Here is a 20,872-nt window from a genome sequence, read left to right as displayed (position 1 = left end):
AACTCTGGAAGTTGAACCCCATGAAAGCACTGCAATTTTCTCGAACCGGCGACCTGGCTGCACTGGAAGTCGTTGAGCTTGCGACCCCGGTACCCGCAGAAGGCGAGGTGTTGGTACAGATCAAGGCTGCGGGTCTGAACCCCAGCGATGTGAAGAACGTACTCGGGCGCTTCCCCTACACCACAGTGCCACGAGTGCCGGGGCGGGATTTCGCAGGTGTGGTCGTTGAAGGCCCGCAGGAACTCATCGGCCAGGAAGTCTGGGGCACCGGCAATCAGATCGGGTTTACGCGCAATGGCTCCCATGCCGGTTACATCACGCTGTCGGCCAAGGGTATCGCGCTCAAGCCCGAATCTCTGAGTTTCGTACAGGCCGCCAGTCTCGGTGTGCCTTACACCACCGCATGGGATGCACTGGAGCGCAGCCTGGTCGATGCAAACTCGCGTCTGCTAGTCATTGGTGCCAATGGTGCTGTCGGCAATGCCGCGATCAACCTTGCCAAGGTTCGAGGCGCGCAGGTACTGGCTGCCGTGCGTCGCCCTGAGCAACTTGAGGCCCTGCAGGAGCGCGGTTTCGACGCCATTCTGCTCGACAAGCCGGAACACCTCGCCGCTCAAGTCAACGCAGTATTCAGCGGCGGCGCGGATGTCATCTTCGACACCACAGGCTTCTGGCTTCCCGCTTCGGTTCAGGCGCTGGCGCCATTCGGTCGCATCGCCATCATCGCCGCCCCCGTCGACGGTCATGTGCAACTGCCAGCGCTGGCGTTGTACCGCAAGGGAGGCTCAGTGGTGGGCATCAACTCGCTGCTGTATGGCGTTGAAGCCTGCGCGCGAATGCTGGAGCAATTCGGGAAGTTGTTCGATGAAGGGAAAGTGCCACTGCCGACTGGGCTGATCGAGTCTTCGCTGAACGACGGCCCGGCGCGCTACGCTGAAGTGAATCAGGGTGGTGTGGAGAAGATCATCTTTTTGCCCTGATGGGTAACCTGTGGGAGCTAGCTCAATGGCGAATGCGTAAGGTCGGTCACATAGACGTCGACTGACCCACCGCAATCGCGTGCAAGCGCGCTCCTACGATGTTCGGGCTCAATTCAGAAGCCCGGTAAGCCACAAAACTGCGGTATTGCAGGACACGCCAAACGGCTTCTGCCCGGAGGGCGTGGGAGGCCGCCGGGGTGGCGCTCCACCTTGTCGGCGATCTGGCGCGCAGCGGCAGCAAAACCTGTGCATGCGGTGTGCCTGATACACCGAGCTGGCTGATCTTACTGCCGGTGCCCGGCAGATCGCCGACAAGGTGGAGCGCCACCCCGGTGGCTCCCACGCCCTCCGGGCAGAAGCGGGATTGCGGTGTGGTTCGGGCTTTTCATGATCGTTCCCACGCTCCAGCGTGGGAATGCCTTGCAGGACGCTCCGCGTCCCCATTGACGCCGAGCGTCAATCGCAGCGTCACCACGCGGAGCGTGGGAACGAAGCTCGATGTAACTCAAGACCCCGGCGGTCCCTTCAAATATTCGGCTTCGATCTTATTCGCAGTGCCATTGGCCTGTAGAGTTTCCACTGCCTTTTTCAACCGCTCCACCATCTGTGGATCGCAATCCCGGGAGCACGCCAGGTAGATATCGGCCGTCATCAGCACGCGGCTCATCACCAGCGGTCTGTCGCTGAGTTGTTTCCAGATATAGCGACTCTCCGGCACGCCATTGAACCAGGCATCCACTCGGCCCTTGAGCAGCATTTGTGCGGGGTTGTCGCCGATTTTCAGCGGATAGATCTGTGAAGCCGGGAAGCCTTCCTCGCGAAGGCGCATTTCCTGCGCTGAGCCGATGCCGACCGCAATCAACTTGAAGGCCTTTCTCGCCTCCTCGAAGCTCTCAACCCGCCGATCCAGGCTGAAAAACGTGCGATCCATCGTCAGCAATGGAGCGATCCAGGTGAAGTTGTTTTCACGACTCTGCGTACGGGACAGCGGCGCGATCAGCAAGTCCTTGCCATTGGCAACGTCACGTTGCGCCCTCGGCCAGGGCGGCGAGAGGAAATTGGCGGAATACCCGGCCATCGCCATGGCCTTGAGCGTGATGTCCCCCGCAATACCGTGCCGCTCGCCCTGAGTGCCCATCGTCAGCGGCGGGGCCTCAGGGAAATAGAAATCGATGGTGGGGGACGCAAACACGCTCGACGACCACGCCAGAGCCGCGCCGATCGCGTAACGGGTACAGCAGGAAATCCATTTCATGGCAGCAACGCTCAAGGTAAATACAGGGCCCGTCGGGGCAGGCCTCTTGCCTGGCTCATGAATCAGTCTGGCAGCCGTTCACGATATTGCTGACGAAAGTACAGCATCTCAACCTGAGCAGGCTGGAGAGAATCAGGTCTTGTTGTGTTCGTTGGTATAACGCCCGCTCAATTCCCAGCCGCATTCGAGCAGCATGTCGATCCAGTCTTCATAGGAGTCGTCGACATCCAGCAGATTCATGAACTGATCCTCTATGTGGCAGCGAAAGGTCTGCTCCTCCACATTCCACTCAACGTCGCGGATGCGCCATGCGCGCTGATCAGGCAGTTGAATGTTCAATCCATGAAAAGGGACGAACGGTAGCTCGACTTCATACAGAAGCTTCGACCATTCGGAGGAAATCTCTGGGGTCTGATGAGTCCAGACGTATTTGATCAATCGGACATTGTGCACGGTGGGGCCTTCTATCGTGTTCGGTTGCGGGTCTCTGTCACCTGAAAGAGGAGGCGATGGCCCGTCGGACATGCCTATACGTTACTCGAAGGCGGCGTCATCGGGGAGGGGGCCTGCTGTATCAATGCATTCGGCCGCTGCCATGAGCCGGTATTGCGGGCTGAACGGGCGTTGGACAGATGTGCCGACAAACGTTCAATCGCGGGTTTGCGTATATTCTTGCCCTCGCTCAGTCGCTGAGAACCTCGCCATGCTGCATAAAAACCTCATTCGTCGCCTTGATCTGATCACCCTGAAACTGTTCGTCGCGGTGTATGAAGAAGGCACCCTGACCCGCGCGGCAGCACGGGAAGCCATTGCCACGTCGGCGGCGAGCAAGCGGCTGATGGAGCTTGAGGAAGTGCTGGGCATCGGCCTGTTCGTGCGCAATGCCAAGGGCATGGTCCTCACGGCGGCGGGCGAAACCTTGCTGCATCATGCGCGACGCATGCTGTTCGATCTGGAAAAAATGGGTCTGGAGCTCGACGAGCATCTGCAAGGCATGCGCGGCTATGTCCGCATGCTGGCCAATCTTTCGGCCATCATCCAGTTTCTGCCGGAAGACCTTCACGATTTCACCGCCAGCCATGAGCGCGTCAAGGTCGACCTTGAGGAGCGGCCCAGCAATGGCGTGGTGCAAGGGCTGATCGACGGCGTCGCAGACATTGGCATCTGCTCCGAAGACACCGATGTTCAAGGGCTGTTCAGCGTGCCGTATCGGCATGACGAACTGGTCGTGGTGATGCGCCCCGATCATCCCCTGGCGGACCTCAAACAGGTCGCTTTCGAAGAGACTCTGGGCAGCGACCATATCGGTCTGCATGCTGCCAGTTCCATCAACATGCGCACCCACACTGCCGCACGATCCCATGGCATACCGCTGCGCGTGCGTATCCATGTGCCGGGCTTCGACGCCATGTGCAGGATGGTGCAGGCCAACATGGGCATCGGCGTTCTACCGCGCAAGGCGTTTGAACTGTTGGGTACGCCGCTGGGCCTCACGGCGGTTTCCCTGAGCAATTCGTGGGCGCAGCGCACGTTGATTGTCGTAGTGCGGGACAAGGAAACGCTGTCGCCCGTCAGCCTGCTGCTGTTCGACCATCTGCGCAGCCATCTTCAATAGCGTTCGCGTTTCGCGAACGACCGTTGCCAACAAACGGTTGGATTTGCTGAATGCCGGTCCTCTAGTCTTGGATACAAATTCCAAGAAACACTTGAGGTATCCGCTATGACAGGCCCCCTGAACGGCGTGCGCGTTATTGAAATCGGCACACTGATCGCAGCGCCCTTCGCCGCACGCCTGATGGGCGAGTTCGGCGCCGAGGTGATCAAGATCGAATCGATGGGGCAGGGCGATCCTCTTCGTAAATGGCGAAAGCTGCACGAAGGCACCTCGCTGTGGTGGTACTTGCAGTCGCGCAACAAGAAGTCCCTCTCGCTGAACCTAAAATCCCCCGAAGGCATCGAGATCGTCAAACGTCTGGCCGAAAGCGCTGACGTGCTGATCGAAAACCTGCGCCCCGGTGCGCTGGAAAAGCTTGGCCTTGGCTGGGACGTCCTGCATGCGCTGAACCCCAAACTCACGCTGGTGCGCATTTCCGGCTACGGCCAGTCCGGGCCTTATCGCGACCGTCCCGGTTTTGGCGCCATTGGCGAGGCCATGGGCGGCATCCGCTACACCACCGGCACTCCCGGCTCACCGCCAGCTCGCGTGGGCGTCAGCCTCGGTGATTCACTGGCTTCGATGCACGCCGTGATGGGCGCATTGATGTCCTTGCTCCGCGTCAAGACCGGGCAGGGAGATGGCCAGATCGTCGACGTCTCGCTGGTCGAAAGCGTGTTCAACCTCATGGAAAGCCTTGTCCCCGAATACGACATGCTCGGCCATGTTCGCGAGCGCAGCGGTGGCGCCTTGCCGGGTATCGCGCCGTCCAACACCTACCCGACCGCCGATGGCGCGTACGTCGTGATCGCGGGCAACAGCGACCCGATCTTCAAGCGTCTGATGCAGACCATCGGCCGCCCGGATCTGGGCGAAGCGCCTGAATTTGCGCAGAACGACGGCCGCGCCGCCCAGAGCGAAATGCTCGACGCCGCGATCAGCGCCTGGTCGTCCAGCTTGCCAATCGATGACGTTCTGCAAGCGCTGGAACAGGCTGAAGTCCCAGCGGGCCGCATCTATAACGTCGCCGACATCGTCGCCGATCCGCACTATCAGGCCCGCGAGATGATCCTCGACGCGCAACTGCCTGGCGGTACGAACGTGAAGATGCCAGGCATCGTGCCCAAGCTTTCCGAAACACCGGGTTCGATCAACTGGCAAGGCCCGGCGCTGGGTCAGCACACCGACAGCGTGCTCGGCGATCTGGGCCTGACCGCCGCCGATATCGCCCAACTCAAAACCGATGGGGTGGTGCAATGATTACCGATTTTTCCGAGCGCCTGATTGTTCAGGAAGTCTCGCCGCGCGACGGCCTGCAGATCGAACCGACCTGGGTTGAAACCGCCGACAAGATCGCGCTGATTGACCAGCTTTCTCTCGCCGGTTTCAGCCGCATCGAAGCCGGTTCTTTTGTCTCTCCCAAGGCCATTCCGGCGCTGCGTGATGGCGATGAAGTGTTTCGCGGCATTCAGCGTCATCCGGGCGTGATCTACGTAGCGCTGATCCCCAACCTCAAGGGCGCGCAGCGCGCGATTGACGCCGGTGCCGACGAGCTGAATCTGGTGATGTCCGCCAGCCAGACCCACAACCTTGCGAACATGCGCATGCGCTGCGAGCAATCCCTCAGCGCTTTCGCAGATGTAGTGTCATTCGCGTCTGGCAGCGGGGTCAGCCTCAACGGTTCCATCGCCACCACGTTTGGCTGCCCGTTCGAAGGCAAGATCGATGAAGACCGCGTGCTGCAGATCGTCGACGCGTATCTGGAACTGGGCATGCAAGGCATCTCCCTGGCCGACACCACCGGCATGGCCAACCCGCGTCAGGTGCATCGGCTGGTGCAACGCGTGCTGACCCGCATTCCCGCATCGGCCCTGACCCTGCATTTCCACAACACCCGAGGTCTTGGCCTGAGCAACGTGCTGGCGGCTTACGAAGCCGGCGCGCGGCGCTTCGATGCCTCGCTCGGCGGCCTTGGCGGATGCCCGTTCGCGCCGGGGGCATCCGGAAATATCTGCACCGAAGACCTGGTGAACATGTGCGAAGAAATGGGCATCGACACCGGGATCGACCTGCCGCATCTGCTGACCATGTCCCGTCGTCTGCCTGCCTTGCTCGGCCATGAAATGCCGGGCCAAGTCGCCAAGGCCGGACGCAACTGCGACCTGCACCCCGCGCCGGAGAACTTGCCGACCTGAATGTGCACCATGCGTCTGCCTGGAAAATATCTGTAGCAGCACGGCTTGCTGGCGGTGGCGCACTTGAGATCGCCACCGCCGGCAAGCCGGACTGCTACATCGCAAGACCTTTTGACCCCGTACGAACGCTCCACTTCGGGCATTCGTCCAGACAACAAAAACAATAGGGCTCCCTCTGGGAAGTCCCACTGGAGTGACCGCAATGACAATCTCTGTTCTGACCCCGAACAGCAGCCTCGCCGAGGTTGTAAGCGCCGAAAAAGCGCTGATCCGCAAAGTCGCCTGGCGCCTGATGCCGCTGATCATGGTCTGCTACCTGTTCGCCTTCTTCGACCGCATCAACATCAGCTTCGCCAAGTTCCAGCTGCAAACCGACCTGAGCCTGAGCGACACCGCGTACGGCCTCGGCGCGAGCCTGTTCGTCATCGGTTACGTACTGTTCGAAGTGCCGAGCAACATCATGCTGTACAAGGTCGGCGCACGTCGCTGGATCGCCCGCATCATGATTTCCTGGGGCATCGCCACCGCTCTGATGGTTTTCGTCAACGCCGAATGGCAGTTCTACGTGCTGCGCTTCATCATCGGCGCCATGGAAGCCGGCTTCGCACCGGGCGTGCTGTTCTATCTGACGCTCTGGTTCCCGCAAACCTACCGCGGCCGCATCACTTCCACCCTGTTCCTGGCCTCGGCATTTGCCGGTCTGCTGGGCGCGCCCATCTCCGGCCTCGTACTCGGCGGCATGGACGGCGTGATGCAAATGCGCGGCTGGCACTGGCTGTTCCTGCTCGGCGGCCTGCCGTGCATCGCGTTGGGTTTCGCCGTCCTGAAACTGCTCAAAGATCGCGTCGCCGATGCCCACTGGCTGACCGATGACGAGAAGACCTACCTCTCAAGCCGCATCGCCCAGCACGAGCCCAACAAACACGGCGGCTCGCTGCTCACTGCCCTGAAAATGCCAGGCTTCCTGATGCTCGGCCTGATCTACTTCCTGATCCAGGTCGCGTCCTACGGCCTCAACTTCTGGGCGCCACAACTGATTCGCAGCGCAGGCGTCGAAAGCCCGGTCATCATCGGCCTGCTCACCGCCATCCCGTACATCTGCGGCGCCATCAGCATGGTCGTCGTCGGCCGTCTCTCCGACGCCAGCGGCGAACGTCGCAAATTTGTCTGCGGCCTCGTTGTACTCGGCGCCATCGGCTTCTTCAGCGCTGGCATCTTCGCGCAGCACACCAGCATGCTCATCATTTCCCTGGCCATGCTCGGCGGGGGCATCGTCGCCTCGATCCCGGCGTTCTGGACCCTGCCACCCAAACTCCTTGCCGGCGCTGGCGCAGGAGCCGCAGGCGGCATCGCCCTCATCAACACCCTCGGCCAGTTCGGCGGCATCGTCAGCCCCGTGATGGTCGGCCACATCAAAGACATCACCGGCAGCACCACACCCGCGCTGTACGTGATTGGCGTGACCAGCGTGATTGCAGCGGGGTTGCTGATGTGGGGTTTGCCGCAGAAGTTGAGGACGTTGGATAAGAGCGAAGGCTAAGGGATTTACTCAATCCCCCTTAGCAGCTCGGCTTGCCGGCGGTGGCGTACTCAAAACCGCCGCCGGCAAATCCTAGCGAGCGCAAGGCTTCGTAAATCGATGTAGGAAACAACTGGTTGAGACTTCGGAAACGCCCTACTCGACTCCGAGCCTCCATGGACATTTCCAAGGTGATATCTCCTTCATTCTCACGCTTCCTGAAGCGCAAGACTCTAGCCCTGACGCTTTCTGCAAAGACCTCAACTCCATCGAGCCTTAAAGAGCATGAAAGATTCGATACTGCTTTTACTCACCGGCGTAGCTGTGGCATCAGCAGCCTGGGGCTTCTGGCATTTCCTTGGGCGTGACGCGTTTGCCGTGTTTACGGCGATGGCGCTTGCGATCCTTGCGGTAGATAACATGCGCTTGCGCCGTCTGCGCAGGAAGGATTGAGCCGAGGGGGACGACACAATCTCCGCGCGGGTGCTTGCGGCATCGCCGTGGTGTTGCTGATGTAATCCCGCAGCAGCAGGCTTGCTGGCGGTGGCGTACTCAAAACCGCCGCCAGCAAACCTGCCAGCTACGCACCATCGTGCTACGCGCTCCGCACCTCTCCCGAAGCATCCCCCAACCCCGCAATCGAAGCCTCCACCAAAGCTCGCGCCGCTTCGATTTGATGCACCACCGACCTCGCCAATGGCCGGAACTCTGAAGAAGTGTTGTCAGCGGATTCATAAGCCGTGGCTGCTGCGCACGACAGGTATTCAGAGACCAGGACGAGAGCGTCTTCGACTTTGATGCCGGACTGTACGGTGAACAGGCTTTGGTTGCCGCAGTTGGCGCCGAAAGGGATGGATTGGGTGACGGGGGGGTTGGGTGGGTGTGGTGTGGATCTGATCATGGCTACATTCCTTGGTGAGCTGAGCCAACACCCTTCGCTGTCAAACGAAGTGGGTGGCGGCTGTAGGCGGGTTGACAGACCAGTCACCAAGAAACCTGGCGCACACAAGTGTGCCCCACATACAGCCGCCATAACGCAACCGCGCATCAGTGACGCGCAGGGTCTAGTAGCGAGTGTTGCTTCTTAGTGGATTCGGTCTGTCAAAACCGGTCGCTGAACCCAACGACGGGAGGAGGGTATGCCGTGATCCAGAGAGCCGCAACGCGCCGGGGAGGATAGCGATTAAATTCAGAAGCGTCCTACAGGATCTTGTTGGGTGTGTGGGGAAATGTGTCTAGAAATCTTCACGTTTAAGAGCCTGTAGCCTGCTTCGATGGGCCAGCCAGGTTCAAGCGCGGCAGACTTGGCAAGTCAGCATTAAAGTGCTGACTAACTCGGTTTCACGGCTTTAACCAGAATTAAAGTGCCGAAAGCGCGAGTGGACGGTGCCAATCGCATCCTAGGATCCCGAATAATCACGGACGCAGGGCGGCCATTTTGAGGTACGTCAGTCGATTCGTGCTGACGCCACTCCAAGATCTTGCACAAATAGTTCTCGGTACGGAAGTCGCATTGCCAAGTGGGAAATCGAGCACGAGGGCAATCCGGAATGACAAGCGACCTGCGACTGCAACCACTCCCTAATCAACCTCGGCGTGCTCTTTTCAGCGGTTGCTTGGCGCTGCCGAATTGTTCAGAGTCTAGCCAGATTTGCTGGCGAACATGCCCAAGGAAGTGAGACAGGCTCAGCCATCCCAGTTAACAACCTGGACAAGAGACTCGCCGAGTGAGGCTATCGATGAACGCAGATTCCCACGAGCAGCGCAGAGCGCTCCTTAACGACATCATGCTGCAGTTCCAACTGGGGAACGAAACCCTTGGCACCGCTATTCGCAGGCTGAGGCTCGAAGTCACCGGATTCGACCAAGAGACCTTCGCTGGCATGTGCAAAATGTCGACCAGGGCGCTGTACCAGATAGAGAAGGACAAAGGTAATCCGACCCTCAACACCATTGATGCCATCCTGAGGAAGTTCGGAATGCGCATGGGGCTGACTTCAGCAGCCAAAAATACCCCCAGCCCGACGGTCGGGCTGGCAAAACCTGCAAGCAAAAAAACCGGGCGTGGTGCGAATCCCCGTCGTAAACACGCGGGTCAGATTACTGGAGCCGGTAAGCCCAAAGTCGAACGGAGTGACAGTGTCTAGGGGGACTAAGGATTGACCTGTTGGGAGCGGAGCCGAGTCGATTGATGAGGCGATAGGTTCATCGCAAGACGTCGAGTAGATGTCTTGAGAAGCACAAACAAAAAAGGCCCACCTTTCGGTGAGGTTTTTTCGCTAAATCTATAGTGCCGGCACCAGACGAACGGTATGTTTCGGCGAGACTAGGTTTTCCGGGCGTCTGGAGTTCACTGGAAAATTTGGCGTACCCCAATTAGTAACTATAAATAAATCAGCTAGTTATGGTCTTCAGTGGAATCGAATCTGGGATTTACGCATTTGTAATCCTTGTGAGGATGGACGTAGCCAGCATCATAGTTGACAGGCAGGAGTCGGCCTGGACCTGCAGTTCCTCCCCCAACGCACAGTAATCGTCACTTATTTTATGAGTTATGAAGTTCTATTCCTTCATAACCATAGGTTGTGCGTTGGTTAGTTATGATTTGGAGCAGTTTTATATAAAATAGGAAGCTCGTAACCCCGCTTTTTTATGTCTGAGTGATGCTCGGAGATTTTCAAATATCCTATCACTTGTAAGAAAGATAAAAAATCTACCGAGTCTTGTTCGGAAACATCTGATAAATTTGCTCTGATCCATTTGAAATCAAATTTTGTTTTATTGCCTTTCTTTGATGTGAAGTTACTAAATTGCTTGGCCCACTTCTCGTCTACTGTGCCGACGTTTTTGACGTATATATCTTTGGCATCAATATATGCTGTGTATACGCATTTCTTTTTGAAAAGATCCCATTCGTAGTCTTTGTCAACTAGTACTAGTTCGGATATTTGGTCTGGGTTTTCTTCGTAATAAGAGGCTACGTTGTTTACAACCTCTTTCAAAAATATAAGCATGTACCTGGGAGTGCAAACCGAGTTGCCATCAATAAAATGACCGCCAAGAAATTCAAATATTCCAATCTCTTCTGTCTGCTGACTACTTGCGCAGTAATGAATGGCTTTTCTTGGGAAGACCTTGGTTATAAAAGACTTATCGAACTTCCCAAATAGGTTTTGATCACGCTCAACCTTTTGTTTCTTGCTAACTACTTTTTTTAGTATTTTAGGTATCTTTGGATTAAGTAAGAAACGTTCCCTGAAAGATAGTCCGTACTCGCTCAAGTCGGTAGCTAAAATCATGTTGTGGAAATTTGCTATTTGAGCGTTGTGTAAAGCCATACAAATTCTAGTCGCAAGAAAACGTAAAGTTTCGTCTTTGCTCCATCGAAGTATTACCGCATTGTCAACGACCTTGTCATAGCCAAGGTTTGAAAAATTCAATCTTTCAAAAAGGTCGTAACGGATAAAAATTTTAAGGTTTAAGTGGCTGTCAGAAGCCATGTCATCGTCTACTTCGAGAAGTGCAGTAAGAAAGTTTCTCTGTATGGCGTATTCAATTCCAGCAACAAATCTGTCGATTTTGTCGATAATTATCGTGGCTTTGTCATAGCCTCGCTCTTTGACTGCGGATGAAATAGCTCTCTGTACTTCCTCTAAATTGATTTTCTTTTTATTGGTGCTTGATTTTTTGATGCCCGCCTCAAGCGTAATCGGATGGTCAGCAATATTAGCCTCAAATTTAATGTTGGCATTCGAGATGAGGTCCTTGACTTTGCTGATGATGCTGCTATAAGCATCTGTGCTTAATGACTCTTTTAGGAAGTTGTTGATGGTTTGCTCAGATTTGCTTTCAGGGAAATTTGGCATTCCCGATATTGCAATCGCAGTCTTAGATAATATATTAAACTTCCAGAGCAACTGGTAAAGTGTTCTCTCGTCTTTTCCAATGTAATATTCTTTGGTGAAGTCGGACAGCTCGGAAAATGATAGCGCTTCTTCAAGTGGTATTATTAGGTCATTTTTAAATGCATCAATTTCTTTGTGACGATTCTTCAATAGTCTGAAAAGTGTACTTTTCCCAGTGCCTATGGCGCCAACGATAACAGAGTGTTTGTTTAGAAAGAACTTCTTAACAGCTGAAGTTACGATGAACATATCTTGTGCGAGGTCATCCCGATGCCCATCATTACTACCAAAGTCTAACTCACGGAGTTTTTCGATTGGAAATGGGTCTGGAAGTGTTGCTTTGGCTTTTCCTGGAGTCAATTCCTAAATCCTTGCATTACGATATTTTTGTTAAAGAAAACTAATTTTTTGTACTGGCCAGATGCCATTCTATAGTGAGCAATAGCAGAAAGGGCACGAATTTATTTTTGCTGAACGCAGAGAAAATCCTTGACCTCCATATAAAGCAAAGCCCTTGAGGGCGGATTCAATCGACACGTAGTTGAGCTTGCATCGCTACATGTGCGCCGTTGCTGGATCTACCCAGAAGAGGATCCAGACTTCTTCAAGTAGGCAGATGCATGCGTCTGAACCTAGGTATGTCGTTGCATTTTGAATGTTCGCTTCAGGTCGTCTCCTTTCATTCGTGACAGGGCGCCAACGACCCAGGCCGTTTGAAAACACATGCTCCGTTTTGAAGTTCGCGTTGCTACGTAAAATCTGTCGGTGTTTGGCTAGTCAGCAGGCCTAAGATTTACGGGGGAGCGCAATTTTCGTTCCGGGTTTTACTTTCAAACTTACTCTTAAATATTTTTGCACAACCTGATCCCGTAGTAGACGTTCGCTGAAGCGTCAGGAATGCGACTCATGCTAGTGGCGTCCGTCTGAATGACACGCCATGTGATGTGTTCACCTTGGGAGCTCCATTAGGAATTTATCTACTTTCTCAAATAATAGTTCGTTCGGGTCATCGCCTGAGACTTTGCAACTAATCATTTCAGTCAATCCCTTATCATCAAGGCAAAGTATTAGTTTTCCGTGTTCTCTCATTGCGCCTTGGCAAGCAGCGAGGGCGTTGTCTGATGCTCCAGTTCTAGAGATAAGAAAGCAAACTTTACGTTTGGCTTTCTCGTAAAGGTACTTCTCTGTTGAATAAATTTGAGATTGGCCTATCTGCTCTTTGTAGTTCTTGAACTCAAACAATACATATCTTGAGTCAAGATTCTGCGAAATGAATTTCCAAATGGTTGAGTTGTCGATTACGCGGCAAATTAAGTCGTAGCGGTGTAAATCATCGGTTGTTCTTTTTTGCTGATGCCAGCCAGTAAGATTTTCGTCAAACAAATATTTTACGATTTCACTTGCGATATCCTCGAATTCATAACAGCCATCCCTGCCAAGCGGGATGGATTGTAGTTTTTCAATTAATCCCCGACCGATTCTTTCATTCTCATTCGCTGAGGTTGTGTTAGGTTTTACTCTAATATGTTTAGGGTTGATAATGGAGTTTGCATTGCTGTCAAATTGCCTCTCTGATAGATCAACTTCGCATAGTTGTACTAATCTGTCCATAAGCTCTAGGTCAATGCTTGCCAAGAGATTAGGTCGTTTAAGTTGAGGATTTGTAAATTATATTTGTCTTGAATTCGATTTTTTATTTCGGGACGGATATCAGCGGCTACTATGAGTACAGCCTTGTCTACTCCCGCCGCACTCACCATTTCTATAAGCCGTTCAGCTGATATTATTAGTGCCGATGTAGGAAAGGTGGAGTTGCGTGTATATTTAACTTCAAACGCTACACGATCTCTGGTAGTCCGCTCCGTAGCGGTTATATCTATGCCATAATCCGGAATTGAATCCAGAGGATCAATCTGCCAGTGGTTGGCTTTCAAAATATCGCGACACAGGTCTTCTAAGGCATATCCCCGTCTCGTGCTAGATCCCGATCCAGATGCAGTTCTTATATTCATTCTCTACCTTTTCTACCATGCCTGCGTGATCACAAAAACTTATTAGAAGGTTTTCTATTCTTCGGTGAAGGATAACTAATCAACAAACTTGTCGTTAGCACGCTCCTTGCACAGAGCATGCCATGTTTGTTGTGGTATAAGTTTGCTTGCCCAGCCGTAGTAGCCCCAAGTTTTTGAGATGTCGTCCTGCCAGCAGGCATCACACATCAAAGAATGATAGTGAACTCTATTGTTTACTATGTCCTGATAAATCGCAAAAAGGCTTTTGGGGTAGTTGCAATAACAGCTGAATTTTTTGTCTCTTTTGCGCTCGTGGAGTGGTCCAACGAGGCGCTCGTAGATTTTTGGATGGTGCTTTCTTAATCGCTGATTTGCCGCATCGATGACGTCAATCCGATTCTTTTTTATAGCGTTAACGCGTAAGTTCACCAGACTCTTTTCTGAATCATACCTGCCTTGGTTGATTCTAGAGACAATCCCACTCACCTCGACCTCCCTGTACCTCTAACCTCAAGGTTATAGACCATGACAGCGATCCCTATGCTTTGGATGAGTAGCAAAGTCTGAGGGTAACGCAGGGCGATAAGGAAGGGCAATGAAGGGAACTGCCGTAGAAGCAATTATCTGAGAGGATTCTTGAGCGTTCAATTTTGGTCGGTTGCTCCTTCGTCTATTGCTTGAACTGCCAAGATTACCTAAGCGAGAGGTCCATGGATTGTCCCGTTGCCAGCGATTAGCGATCGCCGTTTGAATGGCTTTCGCTTGGCGAAGGTGACGTTGGCGAGTGGCGTGCGACCCAGTTAGAACGCCCCCCAGGAACAGCTCCATATCGAATGGCTTGCTCATGCTCTACGACCAATGTAAGCCGACACCACGACGATACGGTTATGCCCCAGCTCATAGCTGATTTGTACTCGGGCATCCTGATCTAGGCGTCGGTCGAGTTGATAGCAATGGCCCCCGTTGATGGGGGCGGGATGGTGGGTGATTTGCTCATAGCGTTCGCAAGCATAGGCTGCCCGCAATTCGTGGAAGCCTTTGAGGTCGTGCTTATGGAGGATGTCCCGTACGGGGCAGACGATTCCCTGCAAGAAATCGAGGTAGCGTTCGTTCGGTGCCAGCAGGTTGCGGCCACCGTTGGGCGAGACATATTCGGCAAACCTCAGTGCGTCACGAATATGATCATCTACCGTAATCCAACGAGGCGCTGAGGCACCTGAGCGGCCCCCTTTGGTGCCGTCCTAGATGTTGATCTTTCCGAATTGCATGGCTTCACGTTTTAGACGGGGAAGGTCGGCCAAAATCGCCTCGCGCAAGCGCATACCGGTGGCTCGCGCTAACTGAGCGATGGCTGCGGCGCGCGGCTGCTGGTTTTCACAAAGCACCTCTACGATCCGCTTCACCTGTTCGCGGTCCTGACCTTGCGGCACTGAACGACGAACACTGGTGCGCAGCATTCCCAGCGCCTTACTCGGGCTCGGCACTTTCACATACTGATCACCGCGAAGTGCGGCCATGGTCCGATTCACACTGGACAACCGGTTTTGCGCAGTGGCGATGGCCAGCTCACCTTGTTCAACTTGTTGGCGCAGATGTCCGGTGTAGTCCAGCAAGGTCTGCCAATTAATCTGCCGCGCATCGTTAAACCCCGGCCCTTCCTCCGACCGCCACCAGCGTACAAACGCCTGCCCGCGATCACTGTGTGCTTTGACCGTGCCGTAATGCCCGCCGCCAAATAGATCGCGCAATGCCTGCGGCCCGGCATAGCTCAGTTGTCGGCCATAGCCAAAATTGCGGCCACCTCGTTTGCCCACCAGTGCCATGATCGAACTCCTCTCGAAGCTAAGACTTTTAAAACCTTCCCCACGTCATCCCGCCAAGAATGCTGAGTGTTATCAGGGATCAAGGCCCCTGCGACCTGTGAGGGTTGTCCACTAACGCTGGACTGACGGCTCTTTACGACCGGGAGCAAGGGCATCTCATGATCTGGCCTCCTGAGCACCGTTACCGGTGGGCGGGTGGAGGCTGCATTGGCTGACGAGACCAGTGCCGCGAGATCCTGAGTCGGGTGAAGGCAGCAATGCGATGACCGGGGCATGCCTGACTGTCAGTCAGGTGCAGTCCATTCCCTGGTCTGCGGCGCCATCATCTGCATCGCTGTTGCGGGTGACTTCGGTGTTTGTCACGCCGATTGTCACAAGGGGGAATGCCGCAAAGCCTCGTACGAGTTGGGCTGCAGCAGCGGTAGGAGCGCCCGTCTGTTTCGGATGAAAGAGGCGGGTGAAGGGGGGCGCGAGGATCAGCCAACCGACTGGCTATTGCACGACTACTGTGCGGCTTGGGCAATTCTGACGACAGCGTTTAGGAGGAAGGCGCCAGAGGGGGGCCAGGTTTGAGAGTTTATTAAACGAATTTGGCTTTACCCGCGTTAATCCACCGCGATGACCTGATTACAGCTACCGTCGGCAGACGGTGCTGCTAGACCTCAGGTGTGTAATCAGGCGTGGGCAGGGGAGGGTGCTCCTTTGACGACAATCGCTATCGGACTCTCAGCCTCAACTCCTTGACGCGCTTGATCACATATTGTTCGAACAGTGGGTGTTGGCGAACCGCCTGATAACCTTCGCGATCGTCGAACGTGCGAATGATCGCTCCGCATATCTCAGCTTCGGTCTGTGATTTGCTTTTGTGAAAAGCGGCAGCGAGGATTGCGCTGATGCTTTGGAGCGATGCCTTCATGCCGGTGTCGTCGAGGATTTGCGAATAGACTTCCCGCCAAGGTCGATGGTCGAGTTCTTCTATCTCTCGTCCGATAAACACCCAACTGCAGTAGCGTTGGCCGTCTAATTCGAAACTCTCGAAGCGGTGCTCGCTTTTGAAGGTCTCGGGGCCAATAAATTCGTCTCGATCTGGTGGATAAGGTGCGGAGGTTGACCGTTGTGAATTCAAGACGCGGGAAGCATGGTCGACCTGCACGCAGATGAGCGGGCAGGGCAGATCGCGAAATATCTTGTAGAAGGTCGCCTCTTTGGATGTGCCGACCTTGGCGAGCACCGAGCGGAAGTATTGTTGAACAGACCCAGCGTGTCCAAATTCTTTGATGAGCCACGTGGTTGGCATAAGGAGCTCGGCCGCAAATCTGTTGGCTTCGGCCTCCATTTCCCGGTAAGCGACATCTACACCGTCTGGATCAATGTGGGAAACGATTGTTCCAGTGTGCCAAGGGATGACGATATGGCCAATCTCATGGGCCAGCGTGAATTTGCGCCTTGTGAGCGGAATCGTTGAGTTGATCAGAATCTTCGGGCGCGCGCCTCCACCAACGCCTATCGTGATACCGTCCACGGCGAAGGGGAATGCGTGATATTCCAGGTCGCCGTAATGCACGGCGAGATGATCAAGGTCACAAGGGGGCGTGACTTTATGAATGGCTAATACTCGGTTAGCCATTTTTTCCTCAGGACTCACTAGATCTTACTCATGCTGCGCAGCCAGGCTTCTACTTTCTCAGCTTCCGCTACTGACGGCGCCCGTGCTGCCATTGCCGCCCGGTTTCGATTGAGTTCCGCGTCCAGGCTGGTGCCGTATTTATGCGCGGTCAAAATGAAAGGCAGCACTGATGGGGATGTCGACCACAGTTGATACTCACGCCACTCCATGCCGAGGAATTCGTGCAGTTCGAGGTCTTTACCCTCGCGGCCTTCGTGCCACGCCTCAACGAATTGATCGATCTCTTCCTCGAGAACGTCGCCCTTCAGGCAGGCTTCAATAAATCGCATATGGACCTCAGTTCGTTTTGATCCGTCGTCCGCGGACGGGAGGCTTCAGGGCTACGCCGGTTTCCGGCCAGACCGAGCCCAAATGGAAACCACGCCGGTCAAATACTTCGAACTCACCATGAAGCGAGTCCCATGAATAGTAGCGCTGCTCCACTGAATCAAAGTAGTACTAGCGACCACCTTCCACGTATGCAACCCGAAACCCGCTGATAATTGAAGGATCAGGCCTCTGCTTACCACCCATTCACACTTCCTTTCCTTCCTTGGGTCGCTGTCGGCGCCGCTGAGGGTCGCACTATAACTCGGGCATTTTTTCCAGGCTTGCGGATGGTGTGAGGTTTTCTTATCAGGAAGTGACGAAGCGAATTGCAGCCCAAAACAAAAAAGGCCCACCTTTCGGTGAGCCTTTTTCGCTAAATCTATGGTGCCGGCACCAGGAGTCGAACCCGGGACCTACTGATTACAAGTCAGTTGCTCTACCAACTGAGCTATACCGGCGTGTGGGCGCTGATTATAGGGATTTGAGTTGTCGAGTAAAGCCCTAATTTCAGTTTTTTTACGGGGCTTATGTCCGAAGGTGATTACCGTTATTCACAATCGCTCCGAAAGCACGGCGATCAAAGGCGATTTTGTAGAACCGTTCTCATTCGTTCGCAAGCTACTGATTTGTCGAAAATTTAACACCTGTTTAAAAAATGACCAATTCGTGAAATCGTTTGCGGATCAGGGTTTCTGTGTGTTCGTGGGAATTTAGTCAACAGAGTTATCCACAGGGCAGTACGCTCGGAGTGGGTCAGTTGCGCTCGGCGAGGATGAGCAGATTTCTAGGCGTGAGGTGGCTGTCGCAGAAGGTACCGACGCGGACGTGGTAATTGCGCTGTTGCAGGTAAAGAGCGCGGTCGAGGATTAGCCACAGTTCGAGGGGGCGGCGGTAGAGGTTTCGGAGCAGTTCGAGGTTGCGCACTTCGGCCAGGCGTTGCCATCCCGCCGTTTCGAGAACGGTCCAGTTTTGTTTGTCGGGTGGGGGCAGTTGTTTGAGTTCGGCGAGGTCGCGGCAGTAGTCGGCGAAGGGTTTGTCGAGCCAGGCGCTGGGCAGTGATGGCGTTGGCAGGTAGTCGTCGATGCCTCTCAGCTCGCGTTGCATGAGGTCGAAGGCCAGGCGTCGGGCCATGGAGGTGTCGCGCTGGCGGCGGACTCGGGAGCCTGCGGTGACGGTTTCGCTGAGGGGCAGGCCGAGGTCGTCCAGGGAGAGTTCGAGTGCGGAGGCTTGGCCTTCGGTGGACAGCGCCTGGTAATGGTCGCTGGCGATGCGGTTGTAGCAGCATGGCGCGATGGCCATGCGTTGGCAGTGGGCGTCGCTGGCGAGTTGCATGAGGCGCACGTGGAGGTCGCCGCAGGCATGGAGGGCGATGGGGGTGTGGTTGGCCTGTAATTGCCTTTGGGCGTCGGCGGCCATGACGTCTTGCTGGACGTGGTCGGCTGTGATGTGGAGTTTGGCGCTCAGTTGTTGGCCGGCTTCGACGAGTTTGGGGTCGTATTCGAGGTAGGTGAGTGCCTGGCCTTGGTGAGCAAGGCGTCTGCCGAGGTGGCCTTTGCCGGAGCACCAGTCGAGCCAGTGGGTCGGCCTGTGTTGAAAACTCAGGCTGCTGGCGAAGGCTTCGATCTGTTGCCATTTGCGGCCGGGAACGTCGACGCTCATGCGCGATGACACGCGGTCCAGTTCTATGCGGGGCAGGGCGTCGATGTCGCTCAGGGCTTTGGACTGCGCTGCGATCAGATTGAACGGGGCGGGGGCGTCGAGCTCTTCGGGGTGGTTATGAGCGGCTTCGGCTTGTTCAAGGGAGCGCTGGCGCAGCCATGTGGACAGCTCGGGGTGTTGCGCTTCCCATGGCAGATGGCGATGGGTGAAGGGTTTTGGCCGCCATAGGTTTTGATGCCCGAGCAGGAAGGCGTCGAGCGCGTGGAAGCGGGATTTGAGGTCGGCGGTATGCAGAGGCATCGAGGGTTACAACGGTCGGGATATGCGGTGCAGCATACGGCGAATCGCGAGCAAGCTCACTCCTACACCGTTTTCAGCGATTTCCTGTAGCAGTCCCGCTTGCCGGCGGTGGTGCCTTCAAAGCAGTGGCCGCTGGCAAGCGGTGCTGCTACAGAGGGATCTTATCGGCCTTGGCTGGCATCCACCCGCAGATACCGTTCCAGCAGTTTGAAGCCCTGTATGAGCGCGAACGACATCACCAGATAGATCAGGCCCGCGAGAAAGAAGCTCTGCTCCGGCATGTAGGTGCGGGCGTTGATGGTGCGGGCCATGCCGGTGATGTCCAGCAGCGTAACGGTGCTGGCGAGGGCGCTGGCCTTGAGCATCAGGATGACTTCGTTGCTGTAGGCGGGCAGGCCGATGCGGGCGGCGCGGGGCAGGATGATATAGAACATCGCCTTGCCTCTGGACATGCCGAGCGCGCGGGCGGCTTCGATTTCGCCCGGTGGCACGGCCTGAATCGCGCCGCGCAGGATTTCAGCGATGTAGGCCGTGGTGTGCAGCGTCATGGTCAGCGCGGCGCAGAAGAATGGATCGCGCAGGTAAGGCCACAGCGGCCCTTTGGTCACGGCTTCGAACTGCGCGAGCCCGTAATAGACCACGAACAGTTGAACCAGCAGCGGCGTGCCGCGAAAGAAGAAGATGTAGGCGTAGGGCAGGGCGCGCACGTAGGCATTACGTGAGGCGCGGGCGATGCCCATGGGGATTGCCAGGATCAATCCGGCGACAACGGCGATGGCGACCAGCTCCAGCGTCAGGGTCGCGCCCTGCAGCAGTTTCGGCAGCCATTTGAGGGCGAATTCCCACGTCATGATGCGCTCCTCACGAATCCAGCCGATGCGCGTTTTTCCAGCCAGGCCAGGCCGACCATCGACAGTGCGGTCATTGTCAGATACATCAAGGCAGCGACCATATAAAAGGTGAACGGCTGTTTGGTGGCGGTGACGGCGATCTGCGCGTGGCGCATGACTTCTTCAAGACCAATGACAGAAACCAGCGCGGTGTCTTTCATGAGGATCATGAACAGGTTGCCCAGGCCCGGCAGCGCAATGCGCCACATCTGCGGCATGACCAGCTTGATGAAGATCCGCGAGCGCGACATGCCCAGCGCCAGACCGGCTTCGCGATGGCCCTTGGGGATCGACAGCATGGCGCCGCGAAACGCTTCCGTGGCGTACGCGCCAAAACACAGGCCGAGCGCGATGACGCCCGCCGCGAAGGCGCTCAGAGACAGGTTCGGGATATCGAACAACTGGCCGAGGGCGCGCATGGCGTTGACCGTGCCGAAGTAAATCAGCAACACCCAGAGCAGTTCCGGAATGCCGCGCACCAGGGTCGAATAGGTGCCGCCCAGCCATTGCAAGACGCGGTTCGGCGAGGTTTTCGCCAATGCGCCCAGCAGACCCAGGACCAGACCCAGGCAGAGGGCAGACAGCGCGAGTTGGATGGTCATCAGCACACCGGCAGCGAGGGCCGGGCCGAATCCATGGAGATCGAGGTTCATGGCTTTGCTTGATTAAATGAAGAGCGCCGCT

At 55.5% G+C, this 20,872-nt stretch carries 20 protein-coding genes, 1 tRNA gene and 1 pseudogene; 7 read left to right on the top strand and 15 right to left on the bottom strand.

Translation table 11 applies throughout. The annotated features are described in order from the left end of the window. Nucleotides 1-20 precede the first annotated feature (20 nt). Complete coding sequence (locus tag D3M70_RS23520) at nucleotides 21-980, top strand: zinc-binding alcohol dehydrogenase family protein (protein WP_120128005.1); 960 nt, start codon at nucleotides 21-23, stop codon at nucleotides 978-980. Nucleotides 981-1,485: 505 nt separating this feature from the next. Here the strand turns inward: D3M70_RS23520 and D3M70_RS23515 are convergent. Next, nucleotides 1,486-2,235 (bottom strand): ABC transporter substrate-binding protein, encoded by a 750-nt coding sequence (locus tag D3M70_RS23515; protein ID WP_120128004.1) that lies wholly within the window; start codon nucleotides 2,233-2,235, stop codon nucleotides 1,486-1,488. 132 nt (nucleotides 2,236-2,367) lie between these two features. Beyond that, nucleotides 2,368-2,688 carry a hypothetical protein gene (locus tag D3M70_RS23510; protein ID WP_074757986.1) on the bottom strand — a complete coding sequence of 107 codons (321 nt, stop codon included), beginning with the start codon at nucleotides 2,686-2,688 and terminating at the stop codon, nucleotides 2,368-2,370. Between the two features lie 250 nt (nucleotides 2,689-2,938). Between D3M70_RS23510 and D3M70_RS23505 the strand changes: the two genes are divergently transcribed. The 5 genes from D3M70_RS23505 (at nucleotide 2,939) to D3M70_RS32070 (ending at nucleotide 8,056) form a co-directional block, all read left to right on the top strand. Further along, a complete protein-coding gene (locus D3M70_RS23505; RefSeq protein WP_120128003.1) occupies nucleotides 2,939-3,850 on the top strand; it encodes a LysR family transcriptional regulator in 912 nt (303 codons plus the stop codon). Nucleotides 3,851-3,955: 105 nt separating this feature from the next. Continuing rightward, nucleotides 3,956-5,149 (top strand): CaiB/BaiF CoA-transferase family protein, encoded by a 1,194-nt coding sequence (locus tag D3M70_RS23500; RefSeq protein WP_120128002.1) that lies wholly within the window; start codon nucleotides 3,956-3,958, stop codon nucleotides 5,147-5,149. Next, a complete protein-coding gene (locus D3M70_RS23495) occupies nucleotides 5,146-6,084 on the top strand; it encodes a hydroxymethylglutaryl-CoA lyase (RefSeq protein WP_120128001.1) in 939 nt (312 codons plus the stop codon). The genes D3M70_RS23500 and D3M70_RS23495 overlap by 4 nt, the downstream gene beginning before the upstream one ends. 202 nt (nucleotides 6,085-6,286) lie before the next feature. Continuing rightward, nucleotides 6,287-7,624, top strand: a complete 1,338-nt coding sequence (locus tag D3M70_RS23490) for an MFS transporter (protein WP_120128000.1) — start codon at nucleotides 6,287-6,289, stop codon at nucleotides 7,622-7,624. A 264-nt stretch (nucleotides 7,625-7,888) separates the two neighbouring features. Then, the gene (locus tag D3M70_RS32070; protein WP_165869869.1) at nucleotides 7,889-8,056 is read left to right on the top strand and encodes a hypothetical protein; all 168 of its coding nucleotides are present in this window, start codon (nucleotides 7,889-7,891) and stop codon (nucleotides 8,054-8,056) included. Nucleotides 8,057-8,198: 142 nt separating this feature from the next. Here the strand turns inward: D3M70_RS32070 and D3M70_RS23485 are convergent, their stop codons facing one another. Then, entirely contained in the window at nucleotides 8,199-8,504 is a 306-nt protein-coding gene (locus tag D3M70_RS23485) for a DUF6124 family protein (RefSeq protein ID WP_120127999.1), read from the bottom strand. Between the two features lie 838 nt (nucleotides 8,505-9,342). On the opposite strand from D3M70_RS23485, the gene D3M70_RS23480 reads away from it, so the two are divergent. Beyond that, nucleotides 9,343-9,750 (top strand): helix-turn-helix domain-containing protein, encoded by a 408-nt coding sequence (locus D3M70_RS23480; RefSeq protein ID WP_120127998.1) that lies wholly within the window; start codon nucleotides 9,343-9,345, stop codon nucleotides 9,748-9,750. A 447-nt stretch (nucleotides 9,751-10,197) separates the two neighbouring features. Here D3M70_RS23480 and D3M70_RS23475 read toward each other — a convergent pair whose 3' ends face one another. The 12 genes and pseudogenes from D3M70_RS23475 to D3M70_RS23415 form a co-directional block, all read right to left on the bottom strand. After that, nucleotides 10,198-11,868 (bottom strand): P-loop ATPase, Sll1717 family, encoded by a 1,671-nt coding sequence (locus tag D3M70_RS23475; protein ID WP_133306511.1) that lies wholly within the window; start codon nucleotides 11,866-11,868, stop codon nucleotides 10,198-10,200. Between the two features lie 588 nt (nucleotides 11,869-12,456). Beyond that, the gene (locus D3M70_RS23470) at nucleotides 12,457-13,143 is read right to left on the bottom strand and encodes a hypothetical protein (RefSeq protein ID WP_133306510.1); all 687 of its coding nucleotides are present in this window, start codon (nucleotides 13,141-13,143) and stop codon (nucleotides 12,457-12,459) included. Beyond that, nucleotides 13,125-13,520, bottom strand: coding sequence for a restriction endonuclease (locus D3M70_RS23465; RefSeq protein ID WP_120127995.1), 396 nt, complete (start codon nucleotides 13,518-13,520; stop codon nucleotides 13,125-13,127). Before D3M70_RS23465 ends, D3M70_RS23470 begins: the two co-directional genes overlap by 19 nt. A gap of 75 nt (nucleotides 13,521-13,595) precedes the next feature. Next, complete coding sequence (locus D3M70_RS23460) at nucleotides 13,596-14,006, bottom strand: hypothetical protein (RefSeq protein ID WP_120127994.1); 411 nt, start codon at nucleotides 14,004-14,006, stop codon at nucleotides 13,596-13,598. A gap of 356 nt (nucleotides 14,007-14,362) precedes the next feature. Continuing rightward, a pseudogene (locus D3M70_RS23450) lies at nucleotides 14,363-15,343 on the bottom strand (integrase domain-containing protein). A gap of 715 nt (nucleotides 15,344-16,058) precedes the next feature. Next, nucleotides 16,059-16,988: an ImmA/IrrE family metallo-endopeptidase gene (locus D3M70_RS23445; RefSeq protein ID WP_256659958.1), complete on the bottom strand. Its 930-nt coding sequence runs from the start codon at nucleotides 16,986-16,988 to the stop codon at nucleotides 16,059-16,061. After that, nucleotides 16,988-17,299: a hypothetical protein gene (locus D3M70_RS23440; RefSeq protein ID WP_120127992.1), complete on the bottom strand. Its 312-nt coding sequence runs from the start codon at nucleotides 17,297-17,299 to the stop codon at nucleotides 16,988-16,990. Before D3M70_RS23440 ends, D3M70_RS23445 begins: the two co-directional genes overlap by 1 nt. Before the next feature lie 7 nt (nucleotides 17,300-17,306). Next, nucleotides 17,307-17,453, bottom strand: a complete 147-nt coding sequence (locus D3M70_RS33610) for a colicin E3/pyocin S6 family cytotoxin (RefSeq protein WP_256659957.1) — start codon at nucleotides 17,451-17,453, stop codon at nucleotides 17,307-17,309. A gap of 268 nt (nucleotides 17,454-17,721) precedes the next feature. Continuing rightward, nucleotides 17,722-17,797: transfer RNA gene (locus D3M70_RS23430), tRNA-Thr, on the bottom strand. 295 nt (nucleotides 17,798-18,092) lie between these two features. Beyond that, nucleotides 18,093-19,298 carry a methyltransferase gene (locus D3M70_RS23425; RefSeq protein WP_120127991.1) on the bottom strand — a complete coding sequence of 402 codons (1,206 nt, stop codon included), beginning with the start codon at nucleotides 19,296-19,298 and terminating at the stop codon, nucleotides 18,093-18,095. Nucleotides 19,299-19,459: 161 nt separating this feature from the next. Continuing rightward, a complete protein-coding gene (locus D3M70_RS23420) occupies nucleotides 19,460-20,149 on the bottom strand; it encodes an ABC transporter permease (RefSeq protein ID WP_120127990.1) in 690 nt (229 codons plus the stop codon). Next, the gene (locus D3M70_RS23415; protein ID WP_120127989.1) at nucleotides 20,146-20,841 is read right to left on the bottom strand and encodes an ABC transporter permease; all 696 of its coding nucleotides are present in this window, start codon (nucleotides 20,839-20,841) and stop codon (nucleotides 20,146-20,148) included. The genes D3M70_RS23420 and D3M70_RS23415 overlap by 4 nt, the downstream gene beginning before the upstream one ends. Nucleotides 20,842-20,872 lie beyond the last annotated feature (31 nt).

This window comes from Pseudomonas sp. LS-2 (genome assembly GCF_003605735.1).
GTDB lineage: Bacteria > Pseudomonadota > Gammaproteobacteria > Pseudomonadales > Pseudomonadaceae > Aquipseudomonas.
Note: the sequence above shows the minus strand (reverse complement) of the source record. Positions and strands in the feature narration are given on the sequence as shown.

Excerpts from the sequence above, each read along its gene's own strand:
- D3M70_RS23520 (WP_120128005.1), top strand. The coding sequence starts at position 21 with ATGAAAGCACTGCAATTTTCTCGAACCGGCGACCTGGCTGCACTGGAA.
- D3M70_RS23515 (WP_120128004.1), bottom strand. The coding sequence starts at position 2,235 with ATGAAATGGATTTCCTGCTGTACCCGTTACGCGATCGGCGCGGCTCTG.
- D3M70_RS23505 (WP_120128003.1), top strand. The coding sequence starts at position 2,939 with ATGCTGCATAAAAACCTCATTCGTCGCCTTGATCTGATCACCCTGAAA.
- D3M70_RS23500 (WP_120128002.1), top strand. The coding sequence starts at position 3,956 with ATGACAGGCCCCCTGAACGGCGTGCGCGTTATTGAAATCGGCACACTG.
- D3M70_RS23495 (WP_120128001.1), top strand. The coding sequence starts at position 5,146 with ATGATTACCGATTTTTCCGAGCGCCTGATTGTTCAGGAAGTCTCGCCG.
- D3M70_RS23490 (WP_120128000.1), top strand. The coding sequence starts at position 6,287 with ATGACAATCTCTGTTCTGACCCCGAACAGCAGCCTCGCCGAGGTTGTA.
- D3M70_RS32070 (WP_165869869.1), top strand. The coding sequence starts at position 7,889 with ATGAAAGATTCGATACTGCTTTTACTCACCGGCGTAGCTGTGGCATCA.
- D3M70_RS23485 (WP_120127999.1), bottom strand. The coding sequence starts at position 8,504 with ATGATCAGATCCACACCACACCCACCCAACCCCCCCGTCACCCAATCC.
- D3M70_RS23480 (WP_120127998.1), top strand. The coding sequence starts at position 9,343 with ATGAACGCAGATTCCCACGAGCAGCGCAGAGCGCTCCTTAACGACATC.
- D3M70_RS23465 (WP_120127995.1), bottom strand. The coding sequence starts at position 13,520 with ATGAATATAAGAACTGCATCTGGATCGGGATCTAGCACGAGACGGGGA.
- D3M70_RS23440 (WP_120127992.1), bottom strand. The coding sequence starts at position 17,299 with ATGCGATTTATTGAAGCCTGCCTGAAGGGCGACGTTCTCGAGGAAGAG.
- D3M70_RS23425 (WP_120127991.1), bottom strand. The coding sequence starts at position 19,298 with ATGCCTCTGCATACCGCCGACCTCAAATCCCGCTTCCACGCGCTCGAC.
- D3M70_RS23420 (WP_120127990.1), bottom strand. The coding sequence starts at position 20,149 with ATGACGTGGGAATTCGCCCTCAAATGGCTGCCGAAACTGCTGCAGGGC.
- D3M70_RS23415 (WP_120127989.1), bottom strand. The coding sequence starts at position 20,841 with ATGAACCTCGATCTCCATGGATTCGGCCCGGCCCTCGCTGCCGGTGTG.